17 protein-coding genes are annotated in these 25,401 nt (G+C 50.9%); 3 read left to right on the forward strand and 14 right to left on the reverse strand.

The genetic code is table 11. The annotated features are described in order from the left end of the window. Window positions 1–8 precede the first annotated feature (8 nt). The 7 genes from KI362_RS03580 to KI362_RS03610 form a co-directional block, all read right to left on the reverse strand. Window positions 9–2,021 carry an alpha-L-arabinofuranosidase C-terminal domain-containing protein gene (locus KI362_RS03580; protein WP_301624923.1) on the reverse strand — a complete coding sequence of 671 codons (2,013 nt, stop codon included), beginning with the start codon at window positions 2,019–2,021 and terminating at the stop codon, window positions 9–11. 20 nt (window positions 2,022–2,041) lie between these two features. Beyond that, window positions 2,042–2,938: a carbohydrate ABC transporter permease gene (locus tag KI362_RS03585; protein WP_301624925.1), complete on the reverse strand. Its 897-nt coding sequence runs from the start codon at window positions 2,936–2,938 to the stop codon at window positions 2,042–2,044. Between the two features lie 15 nt (window positions 2,939–2,953). After that, window positions 2,954–3,913: an ABC transporter permease gene (locus KI362_RS03590; protein ID WP_301624927.1), complete on the reverse strand. Its 960-nt coding sequence runs from the start codon at window positions 3,911–3,913 to the stop codon at window positions 2,954–2,956. A 32-nt stretch (window positions 3,914–3,945) separates the two neighbouring features. After that, window positions 3,946–5,520, reverse strand: a complete 1,575-nt coding sequence (locus KI362_RS03595) for an extracellular solute-binding protein (RefSeq protein WP_301624928.1) — start codon at window positions 5,518–5,520, stop codon at window positions 3,946–3,948. A gap of 122 nt (window positions 5,521–5,642) precedes the next feature. Further along, window positions 5,643–7,256, reverse strand: coding sequence for a response regulator (locus tag KI362_RS03600; RefSeq protein WP_301624929.1), 1,614 nt, complete (start codon window positions 7,254–7,256; stop codon window positions 5,643–5,645). After that, window positions 7,257–9,056 carry a sensor histidine kinase gene (locus KI362_RS03605; protein WP_301624931.1) on the reverse strand — a complete coding sequence of 600 codons (1,800 nt, stop codon included), beginning with the start codon at window positions 9,054–9,056 and terminating at the stop codon, window positions 7,257–7,259. 63 nt (window positions 9,057–9,119) lie between these two features. After that, window positions 9,120–9,998, reverse strand: a complete 879-nt coding sequence (locus tag KI362_RS03610; RefSeq protein WP_306432813.1) for an AraC family transcriptional regulator — start codon at window positions 9,996–9,998, stop codon at window positions 9,120–9,122. Between the two features lie 103 nt (window positions 9,999–10,101). On the opposite strand from KI362_RS03610, the gene KI362_RS03615 reads away from it, so the two are divergent. Further along, window positions 10,102–11,640 carry a sulfatase family protein gene (locus KI362_RS03615; protein WP_301624932.1) on the forward strand — a complete coding sequence of 513 codons (1,539 nt, stop codon included), beginning with the start codon at window positions 10,102–10,104 and terminating at the stop codon, window positions 11,638–11,640. A 67-nt stretch (window positions 11,641–11,707) separates the two neighbouring features. On the opposite strand, the gene KI362_RS03620 is transcribed toward KI362_RS03615, so the two are convergent. Both KI362_RS03620 and KI362_RS03625 read right to left on the reverse strand, forming a co-directional pair. Next, window positions 11,708–12,241 carry a chromate transporter gene (locus KI362_RS03620; RefSeq protein ID WP_301624933.1) on the reverse strand — a complete coding sequence of 178 codons (534 nt, stop codon included), beginning with the start codon at window positions 12,239–12,241 and terminating at the stop codon, window positions 11,708–11,710. A gap of 14 nt (window positions 12,242–12,255) precedes the next feature. Next, a complete protein-coding gene (locus KI362_RS03625) occupies window positions 12,256–12,891 on the reverse strand; it encodes a chromate transporter (protein WP_301624935.1) in 636 nt (211 codons plus the stop codon). Window positions 12,892–13,209: 318 nt separating this feature from the next. Here KI362_RS03625 and KI362_RS03630 point away from each other — a divergent pair, with 318 nt between their 5' ends. Beyond that, window positions 13,210–14,400 carry an ROK family protein gene (locus KI362_RS03630; RefSeq protein ID WP_301624937.1) on the forward strand — a complete coding sequence of 397 codons (1,191 nt, stop codon included), beginning with the start codon at window positions 13,210–13,212 and terminating at the stop codon, window positions 14,398–14,400. A gap of 40 nt (window positions 14,401–14,440) precedes the next feature. Beyond that, window positions 14,441–15,697, forward strand: a complete 1,257-nt coding sequence (locus KI362_RS03635) for an anaerobic sulfatase maturase (protein ID WP_301624938.1) — start codon at window positions 14,441–14,443, stop codon at window positions 15,695–15,697. A gap of 671 nt (window positions 15,698–16,368) precedes the next feature. Here the strand turns inward: KI362_RS03635 and KI362_RS03640 are convergent. From KI362_RS03640 to KI362_RS03660, 5 genes are all read right to left on the reverse strand, one after another. Then, the gene (locus KI362_RS03640; protein ID WP_301624939.1) at window positions 16,369–17,376 is read right to left on the reverse strand and encodes an L-rhamnose/proton symporter RhaT; all 1,008 of its coding nucleotides are present in this window, start codon (window positions 17,374–17,376) and stop codon (window positions 16,369–16,371) included. A gap of 159 nt (window positions 17,377–17,535) precedes the next feature. Continuing rightward, window positions 17,536–18,051 (reverse strand): nitroreductase family protein, encoded by a 516-nt coding sequence (locus KI362_RS03645; protein WP_301624940.1) that lies wholly within the window; start codon window positions 18,049–18,051, stop codon window positions 17,536–17,538. Further along, on the reverse strand, window positions 18,048–18,677 hold the full coding sequence (locus KI362_RS03650; RefSeq protein ID WP_301624942.1) for a nitroreductase family protein: 630 nt from the start codon (window positions 18,675–18,677) through the stop codon (window positions 18,048–18,050). The genes KI362_RS03645 and KI362_RS03650 overlap by 4 nt, the downstream gene beginning before the upstream one ends. 166 nt (window positions 18,678–18,843) lie before the next feature. Beyond that, window positions 18,844–23,733 carry a glycoside hydrolase domain-containing protein gene (locus KI362_RS03655; RefSeq protein WP_301624944.1) on the reverse strand — a complete coding sequence of 1,630 codons (4,890 nt, stop codon included), beginning with the start codon at window positions 23,731–23,733 and terminating at the stop codon, window positions 18,844–18,846. 34 nt (window positions 23,734–23,767) lie between these two features. After that, window positions 23,768–25,399, reverse strand: coding sequence for an S-layer homology domain-containing protein (locus KI362_RS03660; protein ID WP_301624945.1), 1,632 nt, complete (start codon window positions 25,397–25,399; stop codon window positions 23,768–23,770). Window positions 25,400–25,401 lie beyond the last annotated feature (2 nt).

The raw sequence follows: 25,401 nt of genomic DNA on the forward strand, positions 1-25,401 counted from the left end.
CCTGAACGTTATTTGGTTCTGATCTCCAGCGCATAGACCGATGCCGGACGGAGCGGATATCCCGCCTTCCAGGCTTCGAACGGAATAGAGCTGGACTTGCAGGAGATGCAATCCGGAGCAAAGACGGAATTAATATCCCACTCGGATTCTCCTGTAATTTCATAGAGCACGGTGTCTTTATCGGCTTGCAGTTCTCCAAGATCCAGAGCAGCAGTTACCTCTTTCAGGCTCCGGTTGACGATAAACAAAGTGATCGTACTGCTGTCTTTATTCGTGCATGCCGCGACATCCAGATCCGGCAAGGCATCCAAATTGATCGGTGCCGGTTTGTTGGATTGAACAGCGAAGGTGCCGCACTCTACCTTTACCGGAAGCATGTGGGAGATATCGCGTCCCGCATAGAGCTTCATCACCTCATAGGTAGGCGTGCCGTATACCTTCAGCGGTTGTCCGCTCCAGCCCGGAACCTTGCCGCAATATTGATCCGCATAGTAATCGCCAACGCGGATACAGCCTCCGAGCCACCCGTTGACAAGATCGGAGAAGCTTCCGATCTGCACAAGGTCGCTGGCCCGCAGCATTTCATTCAGGTTGGCTGCGTTAGCCACCGCCGCTCCAAGCGTATGCTCATCCGGCAGTCCTCTGCGGATGTTATTCGGATAGTACATCGTATTGTATTCGGTAATAGCCAGCTTCACATGACAGTGCTTCAGATTCGCAAAAATCTGTTCTCTTGTCTCTTCCAGGTTGAGGCGGGTCCACTCTGAAAAGGCAGCCATCGCCTTATAGCGCTCATCCGCCGGCGTATTGCGGTCCATCCCGAAGCGGTTGTACCCGTGATACAAATGCAGGGTCAAATAATCGATATGCTCCCCCGCAATGTCAAGCACGGCCCGGTTCCATTCCTGATCGGTATGACCGCATGCCAGAATGACAATCGAAGGGTCAATCTTCTTCATCGCTTTAATGATAGGAAGCATCCGTCTGGCAAATTGCTCTCCTGTTACATTTCCGACCTGCCAGGCTCCCCAAACTTCGTTTCCAATCTCCCAATATGTTACGTTATATGGCTCCGGGTGTCCGTTAGCAGCCCGCTGTGCACCCATCGGGGTATCCGTGCCGCCATTGCAATATTCCACCCATGCCGCCGCTTCTTCGGGTGTGCCTGAACCGTCATTCACACAAATCAGCGGCTCCACCTTCAACTCCCGGCAGAAGGCGATAAACTCATCTGTGCCAAAATATTTGCTGGTCCAGCCTCCCCAAGCCTCATTGAACATCACCGGCCGTTCCAACACCGGTCCGATCCCATGCTCAAAATGGTAGGCGCTTATATAGTTGCCTGCGAGTCTCATCATGCCGGCATTCAAATCTCTGGTCATCTCGACCACTTCGCGCTTCACCATGCCGATGTGGTCCTCCGGCAGCAAGGAAACATGATCGATCCAGAGCATGCCCGTGGACACGCTATCCCTCCACCGGGGATGCTCTGACGGCACATACACACGGAATTCCGCGTCCGCACAATCCCTGCTGATGGATAGCACAGTTTCATATTCACGCCAGTTATGGCTATTCACTTCTATGCGCTCCAGACCTAGACGCTCCTGATTGCTGCGATCCACAGCCTCGACGATCACATATTTGAACTCGATCGATGTGCGGATCACCAGCTTCACGGAATAATTCTTCGCCCCCTTCAGAGCAATGCGTTGGGCAATTCCCGCATAAGCCTCATCGTCGCTTAAGATGCGGATACGCTGCGCGCGTCCTGAATGCTTTGGCGCTGAAGCTTCCAGCGCATACTTCGTATTGCGCCCATTCGTGTAAGCATACCAGCTTCCCGACACGCCGGAGCTTCCCTCCGCTTCGCTCTCAAAGTCCATGTCTTTCAACGGAAAGGCCAGCATGGCCTCCATATGATCGCGAATATCCTCTACAAAATGCCCGAACAGATAAGGATTAATTGTGTGCTTGCTGGCACTGTTGTAATTGACTGAAATCGTAGCTTTATTGTTCAATTTTATACCTCCGTTGCCATTTATCCTTTTATGGAGCCGATCATAACCCCTTTAACAAAATGCCGTTGCACAAATGGATACATAATCAGCACCGGCAGACTGGATACGATAATAACCGCATATTTAATGCTTTCGGAGAGAAGAATCTTTTCCTCCATCCCGACATTGCCGCCGTCTACGCCTGCAGATTGGCTGATCATCAGGATTTCCCGAAGCACGAGTTGAAGCGGATACAAATCTTCCGTTCGGATGTAAATCAGTGCATTAAAGAACGCATTCCAATGGCCCACCGCGTAGAACAGCACCATTACTGCAATAATCGGCTTGGAAAGCGGAAGAATAATGCTGATCAGCAGCCGCCAGTTGGAGCAGCCGTCAATATGCGCCGCCTCCTGGAGCTCCCACGGAATACTGGATTGAAAATAAGTCCGCATGACAATCAGGTTGTACGTCGAGATGGCGCCCGGAATGATCAGCGCCCACATGGTATCGACCATTCCCAGGCTCTTAACCAGCAGGTAGCTTGGAATCAATCCCCCGCTGAAGAACATGGTCAGGGTGACAATCATCATCAGCCCTTTGCGTCCTGGCAAATCCGGTCTGGATAATGGATAAGCAGCCAGCAAAGTCATGATGATGTTGATCAGTGTACCGACTACCGCATAGACAATCGAGTTGCGGTATCCGGTCCAAATTTTATCATTGTGCAAAATGTTCGTGTACGCTTCAAGCGTCAGACCCTTTGGCAGCAGCCATACCTCTCCGTTCAGCACCCTGGCCGGGTCACTGAATGAAGCGCTGACCACAAACAGCAGCGGGTAAAGAACGATGAGGATGATTACCGCAGCGATCAGATATACGATAACATCGAACAAGCGCTCGTCCGATGGACCTTTCAAAGATACTTCTCTAGACATTGTTCATCCCCTCCATTACCAAAGGCTCGTCTCTGATGTTTTTCTAGCAAACCTGTTCACCAGCAGCAGGAGCGTCAGGTTGATCAAGGAGTTGAAGAGCCCGATTGCCGCAGTGTAGCTGTATTCTCCCTTCAAGATCCCGGTGGTATATACGAAGGTAGAGATCACGTCGCTGGCTTCTAGGTTCAGGTTGTTCTGCATAAGCAGGATTTTCTCGAAGCCGATGTTCATGAATTGCCCGATGTCCAGAATGAGCAGGATAACAATCGTAGGGATGATCCCCGGCAACGATACATGCCAGATACGCCGCATACGGGATGCACCGTCCATCTTGGCCGCTTCGTACAGCTGCGGATTGATCCCGCTAAGCGCCGCAATATAGATAATGGATTGCCAGCCCATATTTTGCCAAATATTAGAGCCGATAAAAATCGTCTTGAACCAGCCTGCCGATTCCATGAAGCGGGTTGGCGATCCGCCCAGAGCCTGAATCAGCATATTGATCGGGCCATTCGTGGAGAGCAGGACGGTCAGAATACCTACAATAACTACAACGGAAATAAAGTGCGGAATGTAGGTGATATTTTGCAGCAGCTTGCTATAGCGTTTACTGCGAATTTCGTTAATCAGTAATGCAAGCATAATCGGTATTGGAAAGGCAATCAGCAGTGAAAACAGATTAATGGATAACGTATTCCAGAGCAGTCTCCAGAAATAATAGGAATCGAAGAAGCGTTGAAAGTTATCAAAGCCCACCCAGCTGCTGCCGAGAATTCCCTTGCCCGGATTAAAATTTTTAAATGCAATCTGCAGCCCGTAAAGCGGGCCGTAATGGAACAGCAAATACCATGTGATCGGCAATAACAGCATCAGATACAGATCGTATCTGCTGAGAATTTGCCTAATGAGGCGGTTGCCCCGTTCCGGTCGGAACTGGGGCACCGCGGCAGTCTCATGGATTTCTGCGTTCTTCATGAACATCCACTCCTATCCCATAGAGGTTCTGCCTATTTAGCCATTTTGTCGTAAGCGTCTTGATAGATTTGCTGAAGCTCTTCAATGTTCATCTTTTTAAGCGTGGATTGGAACTCTTCCCACTTGTCAAAGCTCAGCGCACCCGCAATAAATTTCGTGCTTTGCTCTTCATAGTACTTATCAATATCATTGCGAAGCGTGTTCACCTTTTGAGCTGTTGCTTCGTCGAACATCGGTGCAGCGTAACGGATTTTCGGCATGAACGGAGTCAGCGTATCCTGCGCCTCCTGTACTTGCGGAGGGTTGATATACGAGCCGACATATTCACTGATCAGGTGAGGCGCGCCTCCGCCGGCATATGGTGTAAGCTTCGGCTGCGTCTCGGCTGTGGAGAATTCAGGCTTGTACGTTGGAATTCCATCCACCAGCTCATAATGCTCGCCTTCCCGGCCGAATCTGAGCAAGGTCGAGCCTTCATCACTGTAGAAATAGTCGATCCAGCGCATCGATACCTCTGGATACTTGTTCACCGAGGTGATGGCAAATGCGCCTTGGTCACGCGGCACAGGAGCGCCCTGGCTTTGCAGACGGTCGCCATGCGGGCCTTCAAACGGTGCAATGCCTGTATATTGATCCGAGATCGGCAAGAAGTTGTTATTTGTCTGGTCAAAGAAAATACCTGTATTTCCGGATCCTTGTTTTGCCAAATATTGCGCTTCCGTGTGGGAGAATACTTCATGATCCAAGAGATTCTCCGCATAGAGCTTGTTCAAGAACATAAGCAATTCTTTGTTGCGCTCGCTGCCCATCCAGATTTCAACTTTATCGTCGTTAATATTAATGTTATAGCCGAATTGCTGGTCCAGTCCGAACGAGCCGCTCATCGCAACGACAATAGGAAGTCCGGTACGGGCCGTAAGCGGAATTTCATCCTGCTGTCCGTTCCCGTTCGGGTCCTGATCACGGAAGGCAACCAATGCTTCATACAATTCATCAAGAGTCTCAGGTACCTTCAGGTTCAACTTCTCCAGCCAGGCCGTATTGATCCATCTCTTGTCCGTCCGGGCTGCATCCAGCGTAACGATGCCCGGAATTGTATAAATATGTCCCTCCGGCGTAGTCATCGATGCACGGATTTCCGGGTATTCTTCCATCAACTTTTTAAGATTAGGAGCATATTCCTCAATCAGATTCTCCAGCGGAATCAGTTGTCCGCCAGATCCGTAACGAACGGCTTCCAATGGTGTAATATTTGAGCGGTACATGATGTCAGGCAATTCATTTGATGCGAACAGCAGGTTCTTCTTCTCGGCAAAGCCGTCTGTCGGCGCTTCGATGAATTCCATTTGGACATTGCTCAATTTCTCGTAATCCTGGAACACCGGCATGTCCTTAAAAGGACCATTGACAGGAGCGATACGTGTAAACATTTTCAGCTTCACCGGCTCTTGTACAATCGGGAATCCATCCTTACTCACCGTCAACTCCTCACCCGATCCCTGAGTGGCGGCTTCCTTGTTGCTGTTTCCGCCCGTGCTGCAGCCTCCGAGCGCGAGAGCAGCAATGATCATCAAGCTCATCGCCGTTCTTCTCCATTGTCTTTGCATTACTAATTGACCTCCTTCATCTTGTCGCTTTCCTTTGTCATGTAAGCGTTTCCCGTGATGTGAATTTATTATAATGCAGCCGTCCAAACTGCAAATTCCACATATATGACTATTTACTATACTTATTTTACGGAATCATCCCGACCGGACGGACGTGCCACATAGGCATGGGGAGTCATCCCCGTCAGCTCCTTGAATACCTTGAAAAAATAGTTATAGGTCGTAAAGCCGACCTGACTGCTAATCTGCTTGATCGAGTACTTTCCGCTCTCCAGCAGCTTGCAGCTCGCATCAATGCGAACCCGGTTTACATATTCGGAAAAGGTCATCCGAGTCTCCTCTTTGAATATTCTGCTTAAATAGGAGGGGTTAAGGCCGATAGCCCCCGCTGCCAGCTCCAGCGTAATAAAGCTGGGATATCGTTCGAGAATAAGCAAAATCGTCTGCGACACATGCCGGGAGTAGGGCCCGGCAGCTTGGCGCTGGCGAAGCAAATTCAATAATTGATCAAAATAATCGTACAGCCACGCCTCCAGCCCCTCCATGCTCCCAAGCCTTCCAAGCTCCTCGCGAGACGGCAGCTCTTCCAATCCGCCCGCCTCCCGCGGAAGCGCCTTCTCTCCGATGGACAGCAGCTCGCTGATCATCATCTGGACGCTCTGCGAATGAAGCGGATGCTTTCGAATCGCAGCGAACACCGCTGCGAGCGAACGCTGCACGCCTTCCTTATCCAGCCGCTCCATGGATAGAAGTAGCTGCTTCTGCTCCTCAATCGTTAAGGAGAGCCGGGAAGCATTTGCCGGACTCGCCGTAGTCTCCTTCAAGGAAGGAGTCGCATCAATGACCCGTTCAGCAGCATGGTAGCTCGCTTCAAGCCTGGACAGGCCGCCGCTGATATGACCCACCGCATACGTACATTTCAGATTCAAGAACAGCTCCAGCGAATGTATAACATGACTCATCAAGCGTTCCGCTTCACTGGAGGCAGCTTGCTCGCTTCTATTTTTGAACGCAAAGATCACAGCCAAACGACCGTTCTCGACGTAGACAGCCAGACTCTCCGACGGATCCCCAAGGGTTTGCTGCGTAAGCTCCACAGCTTGCCGGACCAGACGGTTCGTCTGCACGTCACTCTGGGATTCGGTGAGCAGGAGGAAAGGAATAATTTGTACTGCCGCCGCCGCATAGCACACAGCCCCCTCAAAAAATCGATGCTGAGCGACATAAGCTTGAAGCTCCTGAGCTGCATCGGGCTTTCCTGTAAGCAGATGTGACAGATGCTCGCGCAGCAGCTCATTCCTCCGGCTCTCCCCTTCCATTTCTTGAGCAGACTTGGAGGAGACTGCCGCATTCGCCTCTTCCAGCTCCTTAACAGCCCGGTTCAAAATCGTGATGAGCGACTGCTCATTCAGCCGATGCTTCAGCAGATAATCCATGGCGCCATTTCTCAAGCACTCGCGCACATAATCATAATCATCATAGCTGCTAAGCATGATCGTCACGATCTCGGGATAGCGCCACCGAATTTCTCCCTGAAGCTCTACCCCATTCATTCCGGGCATATTAATATCGATAATGGCAATCTGCGGCCGGATCCTCTCAATAAGCTGGAGGGCCATCAAGCCGCTGTAGGCTTCACCGCATAGTTCGAACCCGTAATGCTCCCACTCGATCATGGTCCAAAGGTGGTGATGAACCAATGCTTCATCATCTACAATCAATACCTGATACATCATTCAGTTCACCTCTTGGGGTAGTTTGGGGGCTGCGCCTAATTTCGGAAACCTGATTTCGACCTTCGTATAAAGTCCTTTCTCGCTAAACAGCTTGACACCGTAGGGTTCGCCGTACATCAGACGAATACGCTCATGCACATTTCGCACCCCCATGCCGCTAAAGCGTGACGGACTCTCCTCCTTGTCTGCTTCTCCGAGCAATGAATCCATCTTTTCCTGGGACATTCCCGGTCCATTATCCATAACTTCAATCAATAGATCACCGCCATCCTCATAGACCCGAATCAGGATCAGCCCTTCCTTTTGCAGAGCGCTGATTCCATGCTGGACGGCATTCTCCACAATCGGCTGCAGCATCAGCTTCAGCACCCTGCATTGCAGTAGAGCATCATCCTCCACCTGAATTTGAACCGGAATCGGTCCCATATATTTGTATTTCACGATGGATATATAGCAATTGACATAATCTAATTCCTCCCTGACCGTAAGGAACTCACTGGAGTTTCCGAGTACGCCTCTCATCAGCTCGATTAAGGAGCCGGATACCTCCTCGATATTGGGTACGGAATTCAGATGGGCCAAATATTTGATCGTATTAAGGGAGTTGTAGAGAAAGTGCGGACGGATCTGGGCCTGTAATGCGGTCAGCTCCGCCTCCCGCTTCGCCTGTTCACTGATCCGGATGTCCTGCATCAATCGCTTCAACTCATCGATCATGCTGATGAACACCCGGTACAGATCGCCAATTTCATCCTTCGTCTTGATTTCAGCATGGGGAAGCGATAAATTTCCATCCTTGACCCGCATCATCATGGTCTTCAGACGGCGGATTTGCAGGGTTGTCCGCGATGACAGCTGAAGTGCGCCTAACAGCACCACGGCAAAAATAATAATTGCGACCTCGATCAGCAGATTGCGGATTCTTGCAGACTCGCTCAACAGAGAGTCGAGAGGAATAAAGGCTCGCGTGATCCATCCGGTATGCTCGGAACGGCGGCTGACGACAATGTAGGATTTGCCGTCAATGGTCCGCTCTTCCGCCTCCTTGATCTCGGAAGCCTGGGGATTGCGATAGATGATATCCTCCATTTGGGGAGAAAGCGAAGCCGGTGCGGAATCAGACTGGTACACCAGCTCCATCCGTTCGTCCAGAACATAAAGCACGCTGTCCGCCGTCGGCTTTACCCCGTAAGTATTGCGGATGAAGTCATATTTCATGTCAACCATGACAACTCCAATCGTCTCCCGGTTATAACGAATGACCCGTCCTACGGAAATCGCGTCCGAAGTGCCTGTCTGCTTGAAATAAGCATGGCGCTCCCCGTTGTCCAGCATGAATTTCATCGTGCTCGTCTCCAGAAAATTGCGGTCGATCCACGGGCTGCCTGTAAAGAATACCTTTCCGTTCAACCCGATCACTGCGATCCGCGAAATATAAGGCTTATAGCCGATCAGACCGGACAAGAAATCATTGATCTGCTTCTGTTCCAGGAACCATTCATAGCTGATCTCCTCGCTGGGGCTCAGTACGGTATCGATGACCGTATTCTTGTTGGTAACCGCAACCGTATTGAGCCGATCAATCTCCTCCAGCATCAGGTTCAGCGTTTCATCCGCCTGGCGGATACTATCCTCCACGGAGGTTATTGCATTATGTTTGATTGTGTCCCGCATATTGACATAGATAATAACCGTGATCGTCACGATCGAGAGCAGGCTGAGCAGCCCGAAGGTCATGAAGATTTTCCCCTGAATACCCAGCTTCAGTGAAATTTTATTGCGAATCGATGTGATGGACATTTCAACCACTCCCTTGCGGAGAAAATCAATTACGAAAGCGTTATCAAAAAACATCTGATAAAATTAATTGCTGCCGGAAGCTCTGACATAGAGCGGCGTCGTCTTATAATAGGCCTTGAATGCCCGGGTAAACGTATACAAGTTCGGATAACCGAGGGAAAGCGCAATTTCCGTGACGGTCGCATCCGTGCCGACAAGCAGTTGTTTCGCCTTCTCCATCCGTATGTGCTGAATATACTTTTGCGGAGGTACGCCCACCTGATTCGTAAAGGCATTCGAGAAGTAAGAACGATGAACTCCGGCAAAGGAAGCGACCTGCTGAACCGAAATCCCCTCTGTAGCATGAAGATCCATAAACTCCATACATTCGCGAATCCATCCGGCAGGCTCCGAATCATGTCCGCGGGACGCTGGCGGCATCAGCCCGGACAATATTTCGCAGGCCAGTCCTTGAAGCTCCAAGGAAAGCGCCGGATTCCACCGTTCAAATTTCGCCATGGAAGCAAGCATACGCTCTGCCGCAAGCTTAAGCTGGGGCGTAACATGCTTCATACTGTAGGGCTTCTCCGGTGTCAGTCCTGCCAGCTTCAATAAGCTCAAAATCCGGCTGCCGTCCAGCGCAATCCAATTCATCTGCAGCGGTGCTTCCCCCGGGATCGTATAATAATGATAAGTTTGATTCGGAAACAGACAGAATAAATCATCCTTACCGAGCTCGATTCGCTGCCATTCAAACTCCAGGACGACGGTTCCCTCCAGGATCAGATGAAGGCTAAAGCATTCGATTCGCTTGGGTCCTACCTGATAATTCGGCTTGGCAATCGTTCGCCCCGCCCGAACAGGCCATAGCTGTCCTTCCCGGTCCAGATCGCCAGGCGTGTAATAGATAAAGTCGGCATATTCATGTTCATATTCCTGCAATTCCCTTAACCTTACAGACATGCTACTTCCCCCAATATCTAACAAAATGACAACTCCAACCTAACACTAAGCTATTTGAAAATCACGTACAATTCAATATTATCATAATAGGAGGCGATAAGAATTGTCTAGTAGACCTAACATTTTACTAATTACAAGCGACCAACAGCACTGGAATACAATCGGCGCTTTCCAATCCGAGATCTCTACCCCTAATCTGGATCGTCTGGCTCAGCAAGGAACGACCTTTGGCCGTGCCTACTGCCCGAATCCAACCTGTACGCCGAGCCGTTCCTCGATCATTACCGGCATGTATCCAAGTCAGCACGGCGCCTGGACACTGGGGACCAAGCTGCTCGAGGACCGGCATACGGTTGGCGAGGATTTCAGCAAGGCCGGCTATCAGACCTCCTTGATCGGCAAGGCCCATTTCCAGCCTCTGAAGTCTACCGAGGAATACGATTCGAAGGAGGCTTATCCGATTCTTCAGGATCTGGAGTATTGGAAGGGCTTTAACCAATCCTTCTACGGATTTGACCATGTGGAGCTGGCACGGAATCATACAAATGAAGCTCATGTCGGTCAGCACTATGCCTTATGGCTGGAGGAGCAGGGCTGCCACAACTGGAGAGACTACTTCCTCCCTCCGACCGGCACAATGGATCCGTCGGTTACTTACAAATGGCCGATCCCGGAGAAATATCACTACAACACCTGGATTGCCGAGCGGACCAATGCGCGGCTGGAAGAGCATCAGCAATCGGATGATCCCTTCTTCCTCTGGGCAAGCTTCTTCGATCCCCATCCGGAATATTTGGTGCCGGAGCCCTGGGATACGATGTATGACCCGGACCAGCTTACCATACCGGGGCTGGTGCCCGGAGAGCATGATAAGAACCCGCCTCACTTCGGGATGACGCAGGAGGACAATCCCGACTTCTCCCATCTGATGGAGACCGGGTTCGGCATTCATGGCTACAGGTCTCACCATTATTATGAATACGGGGATAAGGCAAGACTGACCGAGTATGACAAGAAGAAGCTGGTCGCCGTCTATTACGGCATGATCAGCATGATGGACAAATACATCGGTAAAATTCTTGACAAGCTCGACGCACTGGGGCTGGCCGACCATACACTGGTCGTGTTTACGACGGACCACGGACACTTCTTCGGGCAGCATGGTCTTCAAGCCAAGGGCGGCTTCCACTATGAGGACCTGATCAAGCTCCCGTTCATCGTCCGCTATCCCGGACATGTCCCGGCCGGCAGGTGGTCCGATTCCATTCAATCACTCGTCGACCTTGCTCCAACCTTCCTGTCCTTTAGCGGTCTTCCGATTCCGCCTACCATGACCGGGGTTGACCAGAAGGACGTATGGCTTGGACGCAAGAGCCAGGCTCGTGATCATGCCATCTGCGAATTCCGGCATGAACCGACAACGATACACCAGAAGACTTATGTGGATGCACGGTACAAAATAACGGTCTACTATAATCAGACCTACGGGGAGATCTTTGATCTCCAGGAGGATCCGAACGAGCTTCACAATCTGTGGGATGAGCCGGAGTACGCGAAGCTCAAGACCGAGCTGTTGCTGAAATATGCATGGGCCGAGCTCGGGAAAGAGCCGTTGCCGATGCCGAGAATTCACCACGCCTGATGGATCAGATTAAAGCAAAAAAAGCGTGAGCCAAGGAGGTATTCCTTCGCTCACGCTTTTTCATTTTTTAGAATAGTACAATTCCCGCTATAGCAGACAAAAGAATAACGCCAAACGGATGCACCTTATATTTCATAACCAGCAGCAGACAGCCGCCGCAGATCAGAAGCATCCCTGCCATGGACCAACTGAGCCAGCTCTCCGTACGGCCGCTCAGGCCAAAATGGATTGCCGCATAAATAATCAATCCGGTCACAATCGGACGCAGCCCGTAGAATGAGGAGCGCACCCAACGGTTTCCCTGCAGCCGCAGGAAGAATGCCGCAATCAGGATAACGATCATTAAGGAAGGTAAAATAATGCCGAGGGTTGCTGAAATTGCCCCAAAAATACCTGCCTCCGAGTATCCGATCAACGTAGCCGTATTCGTAGCGATGGAGCCGGGGGCCATTCCCGCCAGTGAGACGATTTCCTGAAATTCCGTATTTCCGATCCAGCCCTTGTCAGAGACCTCGCGTTGAATTAAGGTAATGACCGCATAACCGCCGCCAAAGGAAATTAACCCCACCTTGAAAAAAACAATAAATAATTGCCACAGCATGTGATGACCACCCTTTAGATGTAGTATTCAGGAAATTGCAGCTCGTGGTGTTGTTCAGGTCTTGTCTTCTCGGTCTTCACACTCATCCCGCGCTTTTGCTTGAACAGCACAACAAGAATTCCAATGATCGGTCCGCCAAGAATCAAATAGAAGGAATGGATCCCGGTGAACAGCAGAAGGATTAACGATACTGCCGCCAAAATCAAGGTGGCTGCATCCAGAATCGCCGTTTTCCACATCTTTTTGGCAGCTACAATAATCAGGGCGACTACCGCGGCATGAATCCCCTTCAGCGCGGCTTGCACCTTTACATGATCCTTAAACATGAAGCTCAAATAGCTAAGGAGGAAGACGATCAGGAAGGTTGGGAGCGTAATCGCGATGACGGCCACCAGCGCACCTGCAACTCCGCCGAGCCGATAGCCGATAAATGCCGCACTGTTCACCGCCACTCCGCCTGGAGCCGACCCGGATACAGAGATCATATCCCCCATTTCCTCCTCGTTCATCCAGCCTTTCTTTTGTACGATTTCCTGTTCAATGGTCGCAATCATCGCATACCCGCCGCCAAAGGTGGACGGTCCGATTTTGAAAAACACTTTAAAAATACGCCATAGCAAATCCAGCCTTTGAAACAGACCCTGCTTCATTTCGTTTCACCCTTCAATCTTTATGTCTTCGTATACGTGTAATGATTCTATAAAGGTAGTTCAAAAACTCAGCTTTTGATCTCGAACTATTATTAGTTTAGCATAATTAATTTCATTTTGGATTAAAGCTATAAAATTAATTGTAAAAATCCCATTAATACCTCATAATCAAACTATGTATTCAGCAAATTCGGCATTAAAAAGTTTATTTTTGGAATTAAGTTTATTATTCTGATGAAAATAGCTGGAAATAAACGAGAGAGGCCGCTATACTTTTAGTATCCCGACTAATTAACTTGGAAATGGAGAAAAGCTGTTATGATGCCTCATTCCAATCCATCAATAAAAAAACAGGTTTATGACCGGATTTCCTATCTCGGAACGGCCTCGAAAGCCGATTTGCTGAATGTGTTCCCCCTGACCAGCAGCAGCATGACGCGTCTGCTGGACGAAATGACAACACAACAACTGATTGTTGTCTCTGGTCTTGGCAGCTCTACAGGGGGGCGAAAGCCCATCCTCTTCCAGACAAACCCGCAGTACCGTTATATCTTCGGGCTGGAGATCTCGCGAATTTATTCCTCCCTCGGGCTGTATGACATGCACCTGAATCCTCTGTCCATGACCAGATGGGAGATGGATCGCAGCATGTCTCCCGAACTGCTTGCCACTCACGTTACAAACAGTGCCAAGGAGTTTCTTCGCGAGCACGGCTTGTCTTCCAAGGACGTGCTGGGTATGGGAATCGGAGCGGTTGGACCGCTGGATCAGAGCAAAGGAATAATTCTCGAGCCCGAGTATTTTCCTTCCGCTTCATGGAGTCATGTCCCGATCTGCGGCATGCTGGAGGAACGGCTGCATATCCCCGTCAAGCTGGATAACGGAGCGAATACGGCCTTGATCGGCGAACACTGGGCATTAAGAAATCAGAATTATCAGCATATTCTCTATGTTCATGCGGGAGTAACGATTCGTTCCGCCATGATGTCCGGAGGCCAGATTGTGCGCGGCGCTGTAGATACAGAAGGTGCTGTCGGTCAAATGATTATCCAGACCAACGGGCCCAGACTGCATGGAAAGGGCAATTACGGAGCACTCGAAGCCTTCGTATCCGTTCCTTCTTTGGAGGAGCGGGTTCGGACTCAGTTAAAGATCGGACGCAGCAGCGTTCTCGCGGAAATCCCTGCGGAACGCGTGAATTTTGCTACCCTGACCGAAGCGCTTGTGCAAGGAGATACTCTGGTCAAAGAGCAGTTTGCGGAAACTGCTGCTTATCTGGGCATTGGTCTGGCAAATCTGATCAATGCGCTTCATCCGGAATGCGTTATTTTGGGCGGACCATTGGTAGGAGCGCATCAGCTTGTATTCGAAACCTCCGTGGAGGTTGCTAAAAAAAATACGTACCATTATCCCGAATATAGCCCTGTTTTCACGCAAGGGCGGCTCAAAGAAGAGGCGTTGGCGACCGGCGCAGCCGTGATGCTGTTGCATGAATGGGAAGGCGAATGAATGAGCCAGGTTGCCAAGCCGCAGAACAGGAGGAACCATCATGAGCATCGGTTGTTCGCCAAGCGGCCACTCCGGAATCGGAGTCATGTGGAAGACGGTATCCGAAGCATGCAACTTGGCTTGCGATTATTGTTACTACAGCACCTGCGGAGGAAAGCCCGGCAAGAACATCAACCGGATCGATTCCGCCGTCTTGGATAAATTCATCAAGGACTATATGCAATACAGCCGGGGCAGTGCCAGCTTCGCCTGGCAGGGCGGTGAGCCGCTATTGGCCGGTTACGAATTCTTCGAGGAAGTCGTATACCGCCAGGCGCTTTATGCTCCTCCCCATACCGTGATCAGCAACTCCTTGCAGACCAACGCCACTTTGATTGATGACCGCTGGGCCTCCTTTTTCAAAACCTATCACTTTCTGGTCGGCGTCAGTCTGGATGGACCGCAGCATATTCATGATGCAAGGCGGGTCAATGCCGCAGGAAAAGGCAGCTTTCACCGCGTAATGGCCGGGATCGATCATCTTCGGAGGCATGGAGTCGATTTCAATATTCTGACCGTCATTCACAAAGGGAATGTGGATAAGGCCAAGGAGCTGATGTCCTTTTACCGGGAGCAAGGCTTTTCGTTCGTTCAGTTTATTCCCTGCATGGATTTCAGAGCCCAGCAGGTGGACAAGCCTGGAGTGTATGAAATCTCTCCCCAGGAATATGGAGATTTTCTGTGCGAGGTGTTTGACGAATGGTTCCAGGAGGGGAATCCGGACGTTTCCGTGCGCTTCTTCGATAACATGCTCAGCGTCTACCTGAATCGGGAGGCCGAATCCTGCGTGCATCGGGCCTCCTGTCCGACAAGTCTCATTCTGGAGCAGAACGGAGACGCCTTTCCTTGCGATTTCTACATCCATGAGGATTGGAAGGTCGGCAATGTCGGCGAGCATTCGATCGCAGAGATTCTTGCCCACCCTAATTACCGGCGCTTTCATCAAATGAAGCCGGCCCTGGCGGAAAAATGCCGATCCTGCGAATGGCAGCGGCTGTGCTATGGCGGCTGTCCCCGGAACCGCAAATGGAATCCGGAGGGCGATCAATCCAGCCCCGATTATTTCTGCCAAAGCTACATGCAGGTGTACGCCTACGCCGACGAGAAAATGCGCCAGCTGGGCGACCGGCTGCGCCGCGAGCTGTATGAAAGGAATGTACGCGAGATATTCAAGGGCAAGCCGCCCGGACGAAATGATCCCTGCGCTTGCGGAAGCGGCAAGAAGCACAAGTCCTGCTGTGGAGTAATGTCTGGCTGAACTCATAGTAGAGGGTGTTGTGCAGGCCTTACCCACGGGAACGAGGACGATGTCATCGACCCATAGAAGAATCTTGGCCCCCGCGATGAGGTAGAAACATGCTAGCCTGCGCGGTCACGCTACAATTTAGTGCCGAATGGCACTAAAATTATTGGCTGGTGGCTCATGCGGAAAAATAAGTGCCCTAAGGCATTATAATTCCTCGCGTGCATGCTACTGCGCCGATTTTAATGCAGAAAGGCATTATAATTCCTCGTGTAGGTCCTACTGCGCCGATTTTAATGCATAAAAGGCATTATAATTCCTCGCGTGGGTGCTACTGCGCCGATTTTAATGCATAAAGGCATTATAATTCCTCGCGTAGGTGCTACTGCGCCGATTTTAATGCATAAAGGCATTATAATTCCTCGCGTGGGGCCCTCATGCGTCGATTTTAATGCTTAATCGCACTAAAATTCCTGACATGGGTGCTACTGCGCCGATTTTAATGCCGAATCGCACTAAAATTGCTGGTCTGGTGTCGGTGCTCAGGCAAAGCGCGGGCGTCCACACGAGCATGTCTTGCTCCTTTGGTTGCTCATATGCACTAATAATATTGCAAGGCGTAGCTGCCGCACAGGAAAAGGGCGTCCCTGAATATTTCGGGGACACCCTCGTTACGTTTTCCTCATTCAAGCAAAGCTATTTGCAATGCCAACCACAATCCATGACACGATGAGAATACCGTTTCCGAGCATCAACTGCTTCTTCGGCTCCGGAAATCCCCTCCATTCCCCATCCTTCAAGCCCCATGCATTACTGATAATGAGAGCTAGTCCATTAAAGGCTAGCCAGCCAACACTGGAGCCGATCGGTCCAAGCATGACCGTTGCCTTAGCATAGAATCCGAGGGCGAGGAACCAGATTAGCGAGGTAAGCAATGCTTTGGCATAGGCTTTAGAGGATCCAGGCTTGACGTAATCCCGGTAGGAACGATTCTTTACCAATCGATAAGCGGCGTAAGCAAAATTCGCTACAAATCCCCCGGAAAGGGTGATCACCCAAGGGATCAGACTGGCGCTCAGCTCGGAGACTCCGTGCCCGGCAGCGATATCCAGTGTCCGGTTTGCATAAGCAAAGCCGATATTCATGGCCGCCGATCCGAGACCGGCCACGGAGGCCATCATCAGACCCTTGGACAAGGGCTTCGCCGGAGCAGCTTGTCCGCCTTGAGCTGCTTGCAGTTGACTCATTCTTTTTTCCTTTTCCAGCCCGGCCTTGGTAATCATAACGACTCCGCCAAGCATAATCACCATACCGCCAAGCAGCAAGCCGAATGAGAGCGCAGGCGGTACATTTCCGAACAAAATCAGTGGAATCAACGAGCCCAAAGAGGCTGAAATCCCCATATTGACTCCATAAGTCAGCGATACGCCGATCGTATCCACCGCTTTGCCGAACAATACCGAGCTGACTCCCCAGATCAGACCGCATAGAGAGGCCAGACCAAGCACCCTTGCGGGAGTCTCTCGAATATAACTCATAAAATCCGGTACCTCAATCCAGGTCCACAAAATAGGAATAATCAGAATTCCTGCCACGGAGAACACGACCCAGAAGGCTTCCCAGGAAAAGGGCTGATACTTCTTCATCCCCAGCCCGAAGCTGCCTTGAAAAAAACAAGCCAGTAACAAAACCATAAAACCGGTTAGCAATTATTTTCTCTCCCCCCAGCCTGATCAGCAAGGCCGACAGACTCATATGCACAACAAATCAAATATATAAAGGGGAAGAGAAATTAGCAACCATTATAATTAGTAGAAAAATCCGAGAATATGTGTAATCCACCAACACCGCATCTACAAAACTTCGATTCTCACAGGCTTCTTTCCGGATGCCAAGGCGATTCCATCCTCAATATGACCAAGCCCCAGCACACCGGCTATTCGCTCGTTCGCCTCCAGCTTCACTGCAAAGCTCAAGCCCTCGCACCCCGTATGAGGGGGCAGAGCCCAGCTCATGCCCAGACCATTCGCCGCCGCAAGAATCTGCAAATTCTGAATCAGGCAGCAAGCCGCAGAAAAATCATCCTTCTCTTCTCGAGGTGTCTGCGGCACAGATGCCACGACAATGAGGCAAGACGGGGCAGTTCGGATCAGTTCTCTCAAATCACCTTGTGTTGACGGGTCCACCGTAGCTTCCAGGGTGCTTCGGCAGGCAGCGTCTATCCATACAAACCGCCAGGGCTCGCGCAAATGATGATTTGGCGCCCACACCGCTTCCTCAAGAAGCGCCAACACCTGCTCCGCGGCAACGGGCCGTTGGCCATGCCACTTGTACTCCTGAATCCGCTCCATAGCAAGCTGTATACTCATCTTGTCTGCTGCTCCTCTCTCCCGACAGTCTCCAGTACCGTCCATCTTCCGGAGGCAGGCTTGCGCATCTTGCCTTTCGGCACCTTGTCATATTCTCCGAGGTAGAGCAAGCATACAAGCCGTTCATCCCCGGCAAGCCCGATGCTGGCGGCCAGCACCTCATGGTCAACAACCGGCTCCGTATTCCATACCAGCCCAAGCTTTCGCTCCCACGCAAGCAGCGTAAAGCTGTGTATCATCGCGCTGGCAGCGGCCAGTTGCCTGTCATTGAACGACGGGTCGTCCGATTCTCTCCGAATGACAGCTACTATGGCCGGAGTCTTCGCCACCTGTTCGGCTAGCGTCTGCAGCAATTTCCCCGGGATCCAGCGATACAGGCCCTGATTGCTATAGGCGGCCATGATCGCTGCAGCTGTCTGACGCTTCCCTTCCTCGGTGGTAAATATAACAAACCGCAGCGCCTCAGGGTCATACTCCAATGTCACTGTGCGCTCTGCCAGCCTGAACATCGCCTCCAGCTCCTCTCCGGACAAGGCGCGATTCGCAAATCTGCGAATCGTTCTCCGCTCGCGGATCACTTTTGCCGCCGCTTGAGAGATTTCCGGCTGCAAGTTTAGCTCCTCCATTGTTTCATCCCCTTTGTGCTCATCTACAACGAGTATACAGCGAATGATAATCATTATCAATTAAAATAGGCCTCCTATTCGCATAATACCTACGAAATGACTATAAACAAAGACGGCGTCTCCGTGGGCTGCACGAAAAACGCCGTCTTCTCTTTAAAATGACACTTTACTTCAACGAAAAGCTTGCATTATCAAAGTTGCCGATATAGGTATACTTCGAGTCCGTCGTCCCGGTCAGGACAAGGTAAATATCCTGAACCCCGGTTACGGTCTGTGTCAATGAAGTCGTTACCGTCGCATAGGTTCCCCAGGAGCCCGCCGTCGGCGGAACCTTCACTTTGCCGATCAACGCTCCACTCACCGAGCCCAGTCGAATCTCTACCTCTGCATCGGGTGAACAGTTGTTGCTATTCCCGGAATATTCAATGGAGAATTGATCGACCCCGACCGTGCCAAAGTCCATTCCTTTATAGGCGAGCCATGCTCCATCAAAGGTGTTCGCCACCTGTTGTCCGCTCTTTCCGTCCTCCGTCTTCATCGGACTATTCTTGGCCGGATTCAGATCCGTGGACCAGGCATCATAGAGCTCCAGCTCCAGCTTGGCATAGTCGCCTCTGATCTTATCAAATGTGAAGCTGTCCAGATTGCCGATGTACGGCCGACTGGAGTTGGTCGTTCCTGTTAGAACAATATAGAGATCCTGTATTCCCTTAACCGTGGTATTCAGCTCAGCCGCAGCAGTCCCGTAAGTTCCCCATCCACTGCCTGTCTGTGTCAGGTTTACGGTGCCGATTAATGTACCATTGACCGCCCCAAGACGGATTTCAGCCCTTGCATCTATAGGTGCTTTGTCCGCAGGAGCATCATACACCATTTGGATCCGATTCATTCCCGCAGTTCCGAAATCAACGCGCTGGTAGGCTAGCCATGCACCGCTAAAGGTGTTTTTTACCACGGTCCCTTCGTTGCCCTCTTCGGTTCCTAACGGATTTCCATTATTGAAATGCTTGTCCGTCGACCAATCCGTCTTGCTCTCGAACTCGATCGTCAGCTTCCCGTCTACAGCTTCAAAGTTTGGCGTATCCGCTGGAGGCTCCGGTTCGATCGAAGGTTCCGGCACATCCGGCAGCTTGACTGGAACCGGCAACGGCTCCGGAAGCGGTTCTTCTTCCGGCGTCCCCGGATCCGGATTCGGGTTAGGTTCCGGCTGCGGTTCTGCTTGGGACACAATCGGATCAGCCAGCCAGAGTGAATCATAGATGTTGCCTTCATATTTATCTACCAGATAAATATTGACCTGATATTTCTTGGCATTTACATTAAAAGCTTGAGTCAGATCGAAATCTCCGGTTTTGACCGGGATCGCACTGGTCACAAACGCTTGCTCGCCGCCATTCATTAGCTGGATTACAGCAACAGCCGAGTCCGTATATGCCCCCTTCAGATTACCGGTTATATCAACGAGCATATTACCCGAGCGTGTTACTTCGGCGTTCAGGTCGAATACATCCCACTTAATATCCGAGGTATATACAGCATCTGAAAGCAACGGCTCGCCCGCAGCTACGCCCAGAGCTTCATTTGCCTTTACCCGCACCTGAACTGCACCGATCTCATAATCGACCGGACCGACTAGCTGCGGATTGGCCGTAGCGGTCATCCAGGTCCGGCCTCCGTCTGTACTGAACTGATAATCAGACGGCTGGCTGAAGCCCGTTACATAGGTCCATCCGAAGGAGTTGGCTGTATCATCTACCACCGGATTTGTCGGAGCAGCAGGCTTCGCCAGCTCTCTCACGGCAGCCAGCTTGAAATCAAATGCCACATCCGAGCTAGTAGCGTTCGACTGATGCACTTCCACGGCAATGACATTAGTGCCCTCTATGAGCAAGGAAGGATCTACTTGGTAGACGTTCCAGTCCCGTTCATCATTCACCGTTGCATTAGCATAAGTGTTATAGCTCACCGCACTGGATGGCATATTCGTCCGAATGATTTCCTGACCATTCAGGTATACCACCGCACCATCGTCGCGAATCAGAGAAGCGTCCAACTCGATCAGACCGTCCAGGTCGGCAACTTCAAAGGTTTTACGGAAGTAGGTGGTCGGGTATTTGTTATTGCTGTCCGGTCCGTAGCTTACCGTCGTCTTTGCATATCCTTTATTGTCGTATCCAAGCGGTGCAGCCCCCGATTTCCAGGCACTATCGTCATAAGTAAGACCTGTCCATCCATTGCCGGCATAGCTTCCCTTATCAAAATAATTCCATTCTGCTCCTTCAGCAAGCAGCTCCTGACGGGACAAGCTGCTGTCCACATTTGACCCGTAATCCGTTGCCGGCGGAGCCGCTGAGGCCTTGGCTCCCCAAGCTGTATTCGGCACGGAGGTCATTTCGAATTCAAGCGTGCCTCCATTCATAATATCCTCATAGCTGATCCACGCCTGATCAAAAACCTTGCCATTCAATTGCGCGGATTGGATAAAACGATTTTCGCTCGAAACCTGGTTTGCCTTGATCGTAAACGTCTTGCCTCCATCCAGATGCAGCTTCACTTCCGAGAAGATCGGCGACCCGATCAGGAAAGCCGCGTCTCCCGGATTGGCAGGATAGATCCCCAATGCACTATACACGAACCAGGAGGCCATGGCTCCCGCATCATCGTCCATCGAAGACAAATAGCCTTCGGGATCGGCCCGGTATATCCGCGATTTCATCGGATAGCCATACAGCCCGTGGTTATGATATTTCTGGGTTACAACCTCTGTCGTGAACTCGCGCGCATAATATTGCGTCAAATAAGGATAGCCCAAATAATTAAACAAGTAAGGCGCATCCAGGTCCTGCTCATTGACAGCCATATATTCGTCCCGGCTGAAGAAATCCAGCAGCTGCTTGGCCATTTCCGTCTTGCCGCCCATTAATTCAGCCAAGCCGTCCATATCCTGCGAAGCGGACCAGCGATAGTGCCACAGATTTCCCTGATAGGCGAATTTGTCTACTTTAGCTACATCCTCGCTGCCGACGGTTATCCCGTTTGGAGTAAAGAAGCCCATCTTCTTGCCATTCTCGTCGACTTGATTCGGGTTCCAGAGATCCTTGTAAGATAAGGCAACTTCCTTGTACTTTTCATATGTCGCGTTATCTCCAAGCAGCTCAGCCAGCTTCATTGGAAAATAACCGCTCTTTGCCTTTTCAAGCTGACCGGAAACCTTGTCCTGATCACCGAAGTTATCCGCGTCAACCCCCATCCCTTTCATGGCGGTATAGGCATCGAAATCCTGAAAGCCCTTGGCATAGGCATCAAGCAGAACTGCCCCGTTGAACTCATTGCGCACCGTCGGACTTGGCCAGTACCCATCGCCCCATTGCGTATAGGTGCCACGCGTCTTGTACAAGTCTGCCAGCGATTTCACCATGTTGTTATATTCAGTTGGAGTCAGCACAGAGAACAAGGCATATTTCCGGAAATCATCCCAGGTTGCCCAACCGTTATAATATTCAAAATCATTGCCCAGCTCGGAGGCCTGCCGAACCGTATTCTCATCTCTCCCCGCCTTAAACGTGCCCACAGAGCTTGTCACGTTTTTAGGATGGAGAAAAGTGTGATACATTTGCGTGTAAAAAATCTTCTTGTTCTCTTCATCCGCATCTGTGATCTCTACCTTATTTAGCAGGTCACTCCATGCTTGGCGGATTTCAGCATGCTGAGCATCAAAGCTCCAGCCTGTGATGTCATGATCACGTTCAACCCTTGCCTGCTCGACGCTGATTGGCGACAGACCTACCTTGGCCTGGATCACCTCTCCGCCAGCATTTTGGAAATTCACCCATACACCGCTGTTGGAGCCGCTGCGAACAGGATCAGTTCCTGTTGCATCTCCTTGCCAGGAGGTATACGAATCGAAATCCTGATCGAATTGGATCGCAAAATACAAGACATAGTATCCGTTTCCGCATACATTCTTCGATTTGACCATACCGGTAATTTCATTATTGCTTTCCACCTTCAAATTTGCATCGATCATGCCCGCATAGGAGTTGGACAGATCGACCAGGACGGAGCCAGTTGCAGCAGTGTTCGGGAAAGTGTAGCGATGAAATCCGACGTTATCTGAAGCCGTAAGCTCCACCTGAACGCCGGAATCAAGGGTCACAGCGTAATAGCCGGCGGAAGCCTGTTCGCTCGACTTGTCGTATTTCTGCTTATATTCATTCACATTTTTGGTGAACGTGCGGATCTCGGGCATCATCAGGATATTGCCGCCGGCTCCGCTGCAGCCTACGCCGCTAAAACGCAGGTGCGAGAAGCCCTTCAGGTTTGTGTCCTGATAATAGTAGCCGCTAAATGCGCCGCCATCGCTGTCGGGTCCAAGCGATACAAGGCCAAACGGCATCGTCGGTCCCGGATTGGTCTGACCATTGTCCCCGAGCGTATTAATGAACGGATCTACATAGTCAACCGCCTCCAGATTAACGGGCGGATAGGCAGGCGTCTTTCCGGCTTCAACCCCGTACAATTGCAATTCATACAGACGAACGGTATTGGAATCATACGCTCCCTGGCTAACGTAAAACCGGACGTACCTGGCCGAGAACGGTTCTGGCAAGTAGCGGTCAACGATAGCCTGGGCATTGTTCTGAACGATATCGACGTCTGTCCATGTCGTACCGTCGTCACTTTTTTGCAGGCGGAAATTTTTAGTATTCCAGAAAGGGGCATTCTTGCTCTCGCCAACTGCCGCGTTCATGACAACCCATTCATTAATGGTATAGACCTGTCCTAAATCGAGCTTCAGCCATTTGATTTTGGCGCTCGTATTATCACACCATTTCGTGTCTGTCTTGCCATCGACGGCAAATTTTCCGGCCTCATTGCTGTTGCATTGTCCTGAAGCGGTCACTGCCGCGTTCAAGGCAACATTGCGCGTCGGTTCCCCCTGAACGAGTGTGCCCGATGCTGCCGTTGTTACGGGAGACAGCCCAGGGATCAATGATTCTAACAAACTGAATAACAGCAACAGCGTCATGATGATTGCAAAAAACCTTTTATTCATTGCGCTTGGTTCTCCTCCTTTTTTGAACTGCCTCTCACAGAGAACTGCTCTTCAATAGCCGCTCCACCATGACAGCTACTTCTGCCCGAGTCACAGCTTGGCCCGGGTTGAACTTCTTCCCGTCGCCTTGAATCAAGCCATGGCTCCATGCCGTCTCAACCGCTTCCTTAGCCCAATCCGAGATGCTTCCGGCATCTGTAAAAGCAGGCTGTCCTTGCCCGGAGGCTGTTAAATGGAAGTAATCCGCTGCACGATTCAGTGCTACGACTGCCTCCTCGCGGGTAATCTGGTCGTTAGGCCGGAATTTCCCTTCATATCCGGTGATAATACCAAGCGCAGCCGCTTCAGCTACATTTTCGGTGTAATAGCGGCCATCAGGCACGTCTGTGAATCCTCCCGCGGCCGCTTGGCCCGTTGGCTGGCTGCCAGAATGATCAAGTGCCCGCATAATCAAGGCGACAAATTCGGCGCGCGTGATGCTGCGTCCCGGCGCATAATGATTATTGTCCACCCCGTTCACAATCTGTTTGGCAGCCAGCGACTTGACCGAAGCCTCCGCCCAATGGCCAACCAAATCAACAAACGTCTTGCTGTATTGCAGGATCGTGTAGTAGGAAAAATGATCCGCTGAGAACGTAAATTGACCGTTTTTCAAGACACCTGGCACATATTCCACAGATGCTCCGTCCGCATAATAGACACCGGCCAGATCCGCAGAAATAAGCTGTGCCTGTTCACTTGTCAAAGCTATCGTCACTACAGCGGATTTATCTAATTGATGAATTTCTTGAATGCTATCGCCGGAAATCAATTGAATCACTACAGAAAGCACGACACCCGTAGTTGCATAATCCGATTGATTTTTTAACGATTGCTCTACCCATGCCTTGGCTTCATTGTTCCAAGCCGCTTGCACTACAATATGGATTCGGGCAGACGAGTCAGCAGCTAGCGATAATGCCCCCGCTGGAAAACGCACCGTCCGATTGCCGGACACAATGATCAGGTCCGTTCCTTGATCGCTTAATTCCGTCAGCGATTTGGCCGGAAATTCCAGCGCCGCCCCGGATTCTGAGGCCGCAGCGGGAAGCTCAATCGTTACAGAGCCATTGGCCTGGCGAGCAGCCTCAGCGAGCACATCACGACCTACGATATAACGGCCATCCTTGGCCAGTTCAGGCTGAAGCTTTGCCCCGTTCGCCTGTCCTGCGGTAGGCGGAATCTCATCGGAATCTATCACAGGACTGCTATTATTATTCGCAGGCACTGTTGGAGTCGGGCTTGGAGCAGGACTCGGAGCAGGGCTCGTACCGGAGCCCTTGGCCGGAATTGTAAATGTTCCGCTCGCCGTCAGGCCGCCGTTTCCTGCAACCACCGTATATTGTCCTGCAGGAGCCAGGTCTTCCGCCTGAGGGATTGTAACTGTCTGCGAGTAAGCGCCGCTTGCTGCAGGTATCACATCAATATATAAGATGGTTTGATTCGGACTTACAATTTTGACCACAACATCGTCTGATTCATCCGCAACTTCTCCAGAAAGCGTAAGTTGACCTCCGCGTTGCACTTCCTTCACACTGAGATCCAGTGTAAAGGAAGCCGCGGCAAAGACCGAAGCCGGCATAAGCATAATCACCAATGCCAGAATCGCCGCCAAATATTTTCTCACCG

It is taken from the genome of Paenibacillus apis (assembly GCF_018333295.1).
Taxonomy (GTDB): Bacteria; Bacillota; Bacilli; order Paenibacillales; family Paenibacillaceae; genus Fontibacillus; species Fontibacillus antibioticophila.

Excerpts from the sequence above, each read along its gene's own strand:
- KI362_RS03595 (WP_301624928.1), bottom strand. The coding sequence starts at position 5,520 with ATGCAAAGACAATGGAGAAGAACGGCGATGAGCTTGATGATCATTGCT.
- KI362_RS03635 (WP_301624938.1), top strand. The coding sequence starts at position 14,441 with ATGAGCATCGGTTGTTCGCCAAGCGGCCACTCCGGAATCGGAGTCATG.
- KI362_RS03650 (WP_301624942.1), bottom strand. The coding sequence starts at position 18,677 with ATGGAGGAGCTAAACTTGCAGCCGGAAATCTCTCAAGCGGCGGCAAAA.
- KI362_RS03655 (WP_301624944.1), bottom strand. The coding sequence starts at position 23,733 with ATGAATAAAAGGTTTTTTGCAATCATCATGACGCTGTTGCTGTTATTC.
- KI362_RS03640 (WP_301624939.1), bottom strand. The coding sequence starts at position 17,376 with ATGGTTTTGTTACTGGCTTGTTTTTTTCAAGGCAGCTTCGGGCTGGGG.
- KI362_RS03605 (WP_301624931.1), bottom strand. The coding sequence starts at position 9,056 with ATGTCCATCACATCGATTCGCAATAAAATTTCACTGAAGCTGGGTATT.
- KI362_RS03600 (WP_301624929.1), bottom strand. The coding sequence starts at position 7,256 with ATGATGTATCAGGTATTGATTGTAGATGATGAAGCATTGGTTCATCAC.
- KI362_RS03645 (WP_301624940.1), bottom strand. The coding sequence starts at position 18,051 with ATGAGTATACAGCTTGCTATGGAGCGGATTCAGGAGTACAAGTGGCAT.
- KI362_RS03625 (WP_301624935.1), bottom strand. The coding sequence starts at position 12,891 with ATGAAGCAGGGTCTGTTTCAAAGGCTGGATTTGCTATGGCGTATTTTT.
- KI362_RS03610 (WP_306432813.1), bottom strand. The coding sequence starts at position 9,998 with ATGTCTGTAAGGTTAAGGGAATTGCAGGAATATGAACATGAATATGCC.
- KI362_RS03590 (WP_301624927.1), bottom strand. The coding sequence starts at position 3,913 with ATGAAGAACGCAGAAATCCATGAGACTGCCGCGGTGCCCCAGTTCCGA.
- KI362_RS03630 (WP_301624937.1), top strand. The coding sequence starts at position 13,210 with ATGATGCCTCATTCCAATCCATCAATAAAAAAACAGGTTTATGACCGG.
- KI362_RS03620 (WP_301624933.1), bottom strand. The coding sequence starts at position 12,241 with ATGCTGTGGCAATTATTTATTGTTTTTTTCAAGGTGGGGTTAATTTCC.
- KI362_RS03585 (WP_301624925.1), bottom strand. The coding sequence starts at position 2,938 with ATGTCTAGAGAAGTATCTTTGAAAGGTCCATCGGACGAGCGCTTGTTC.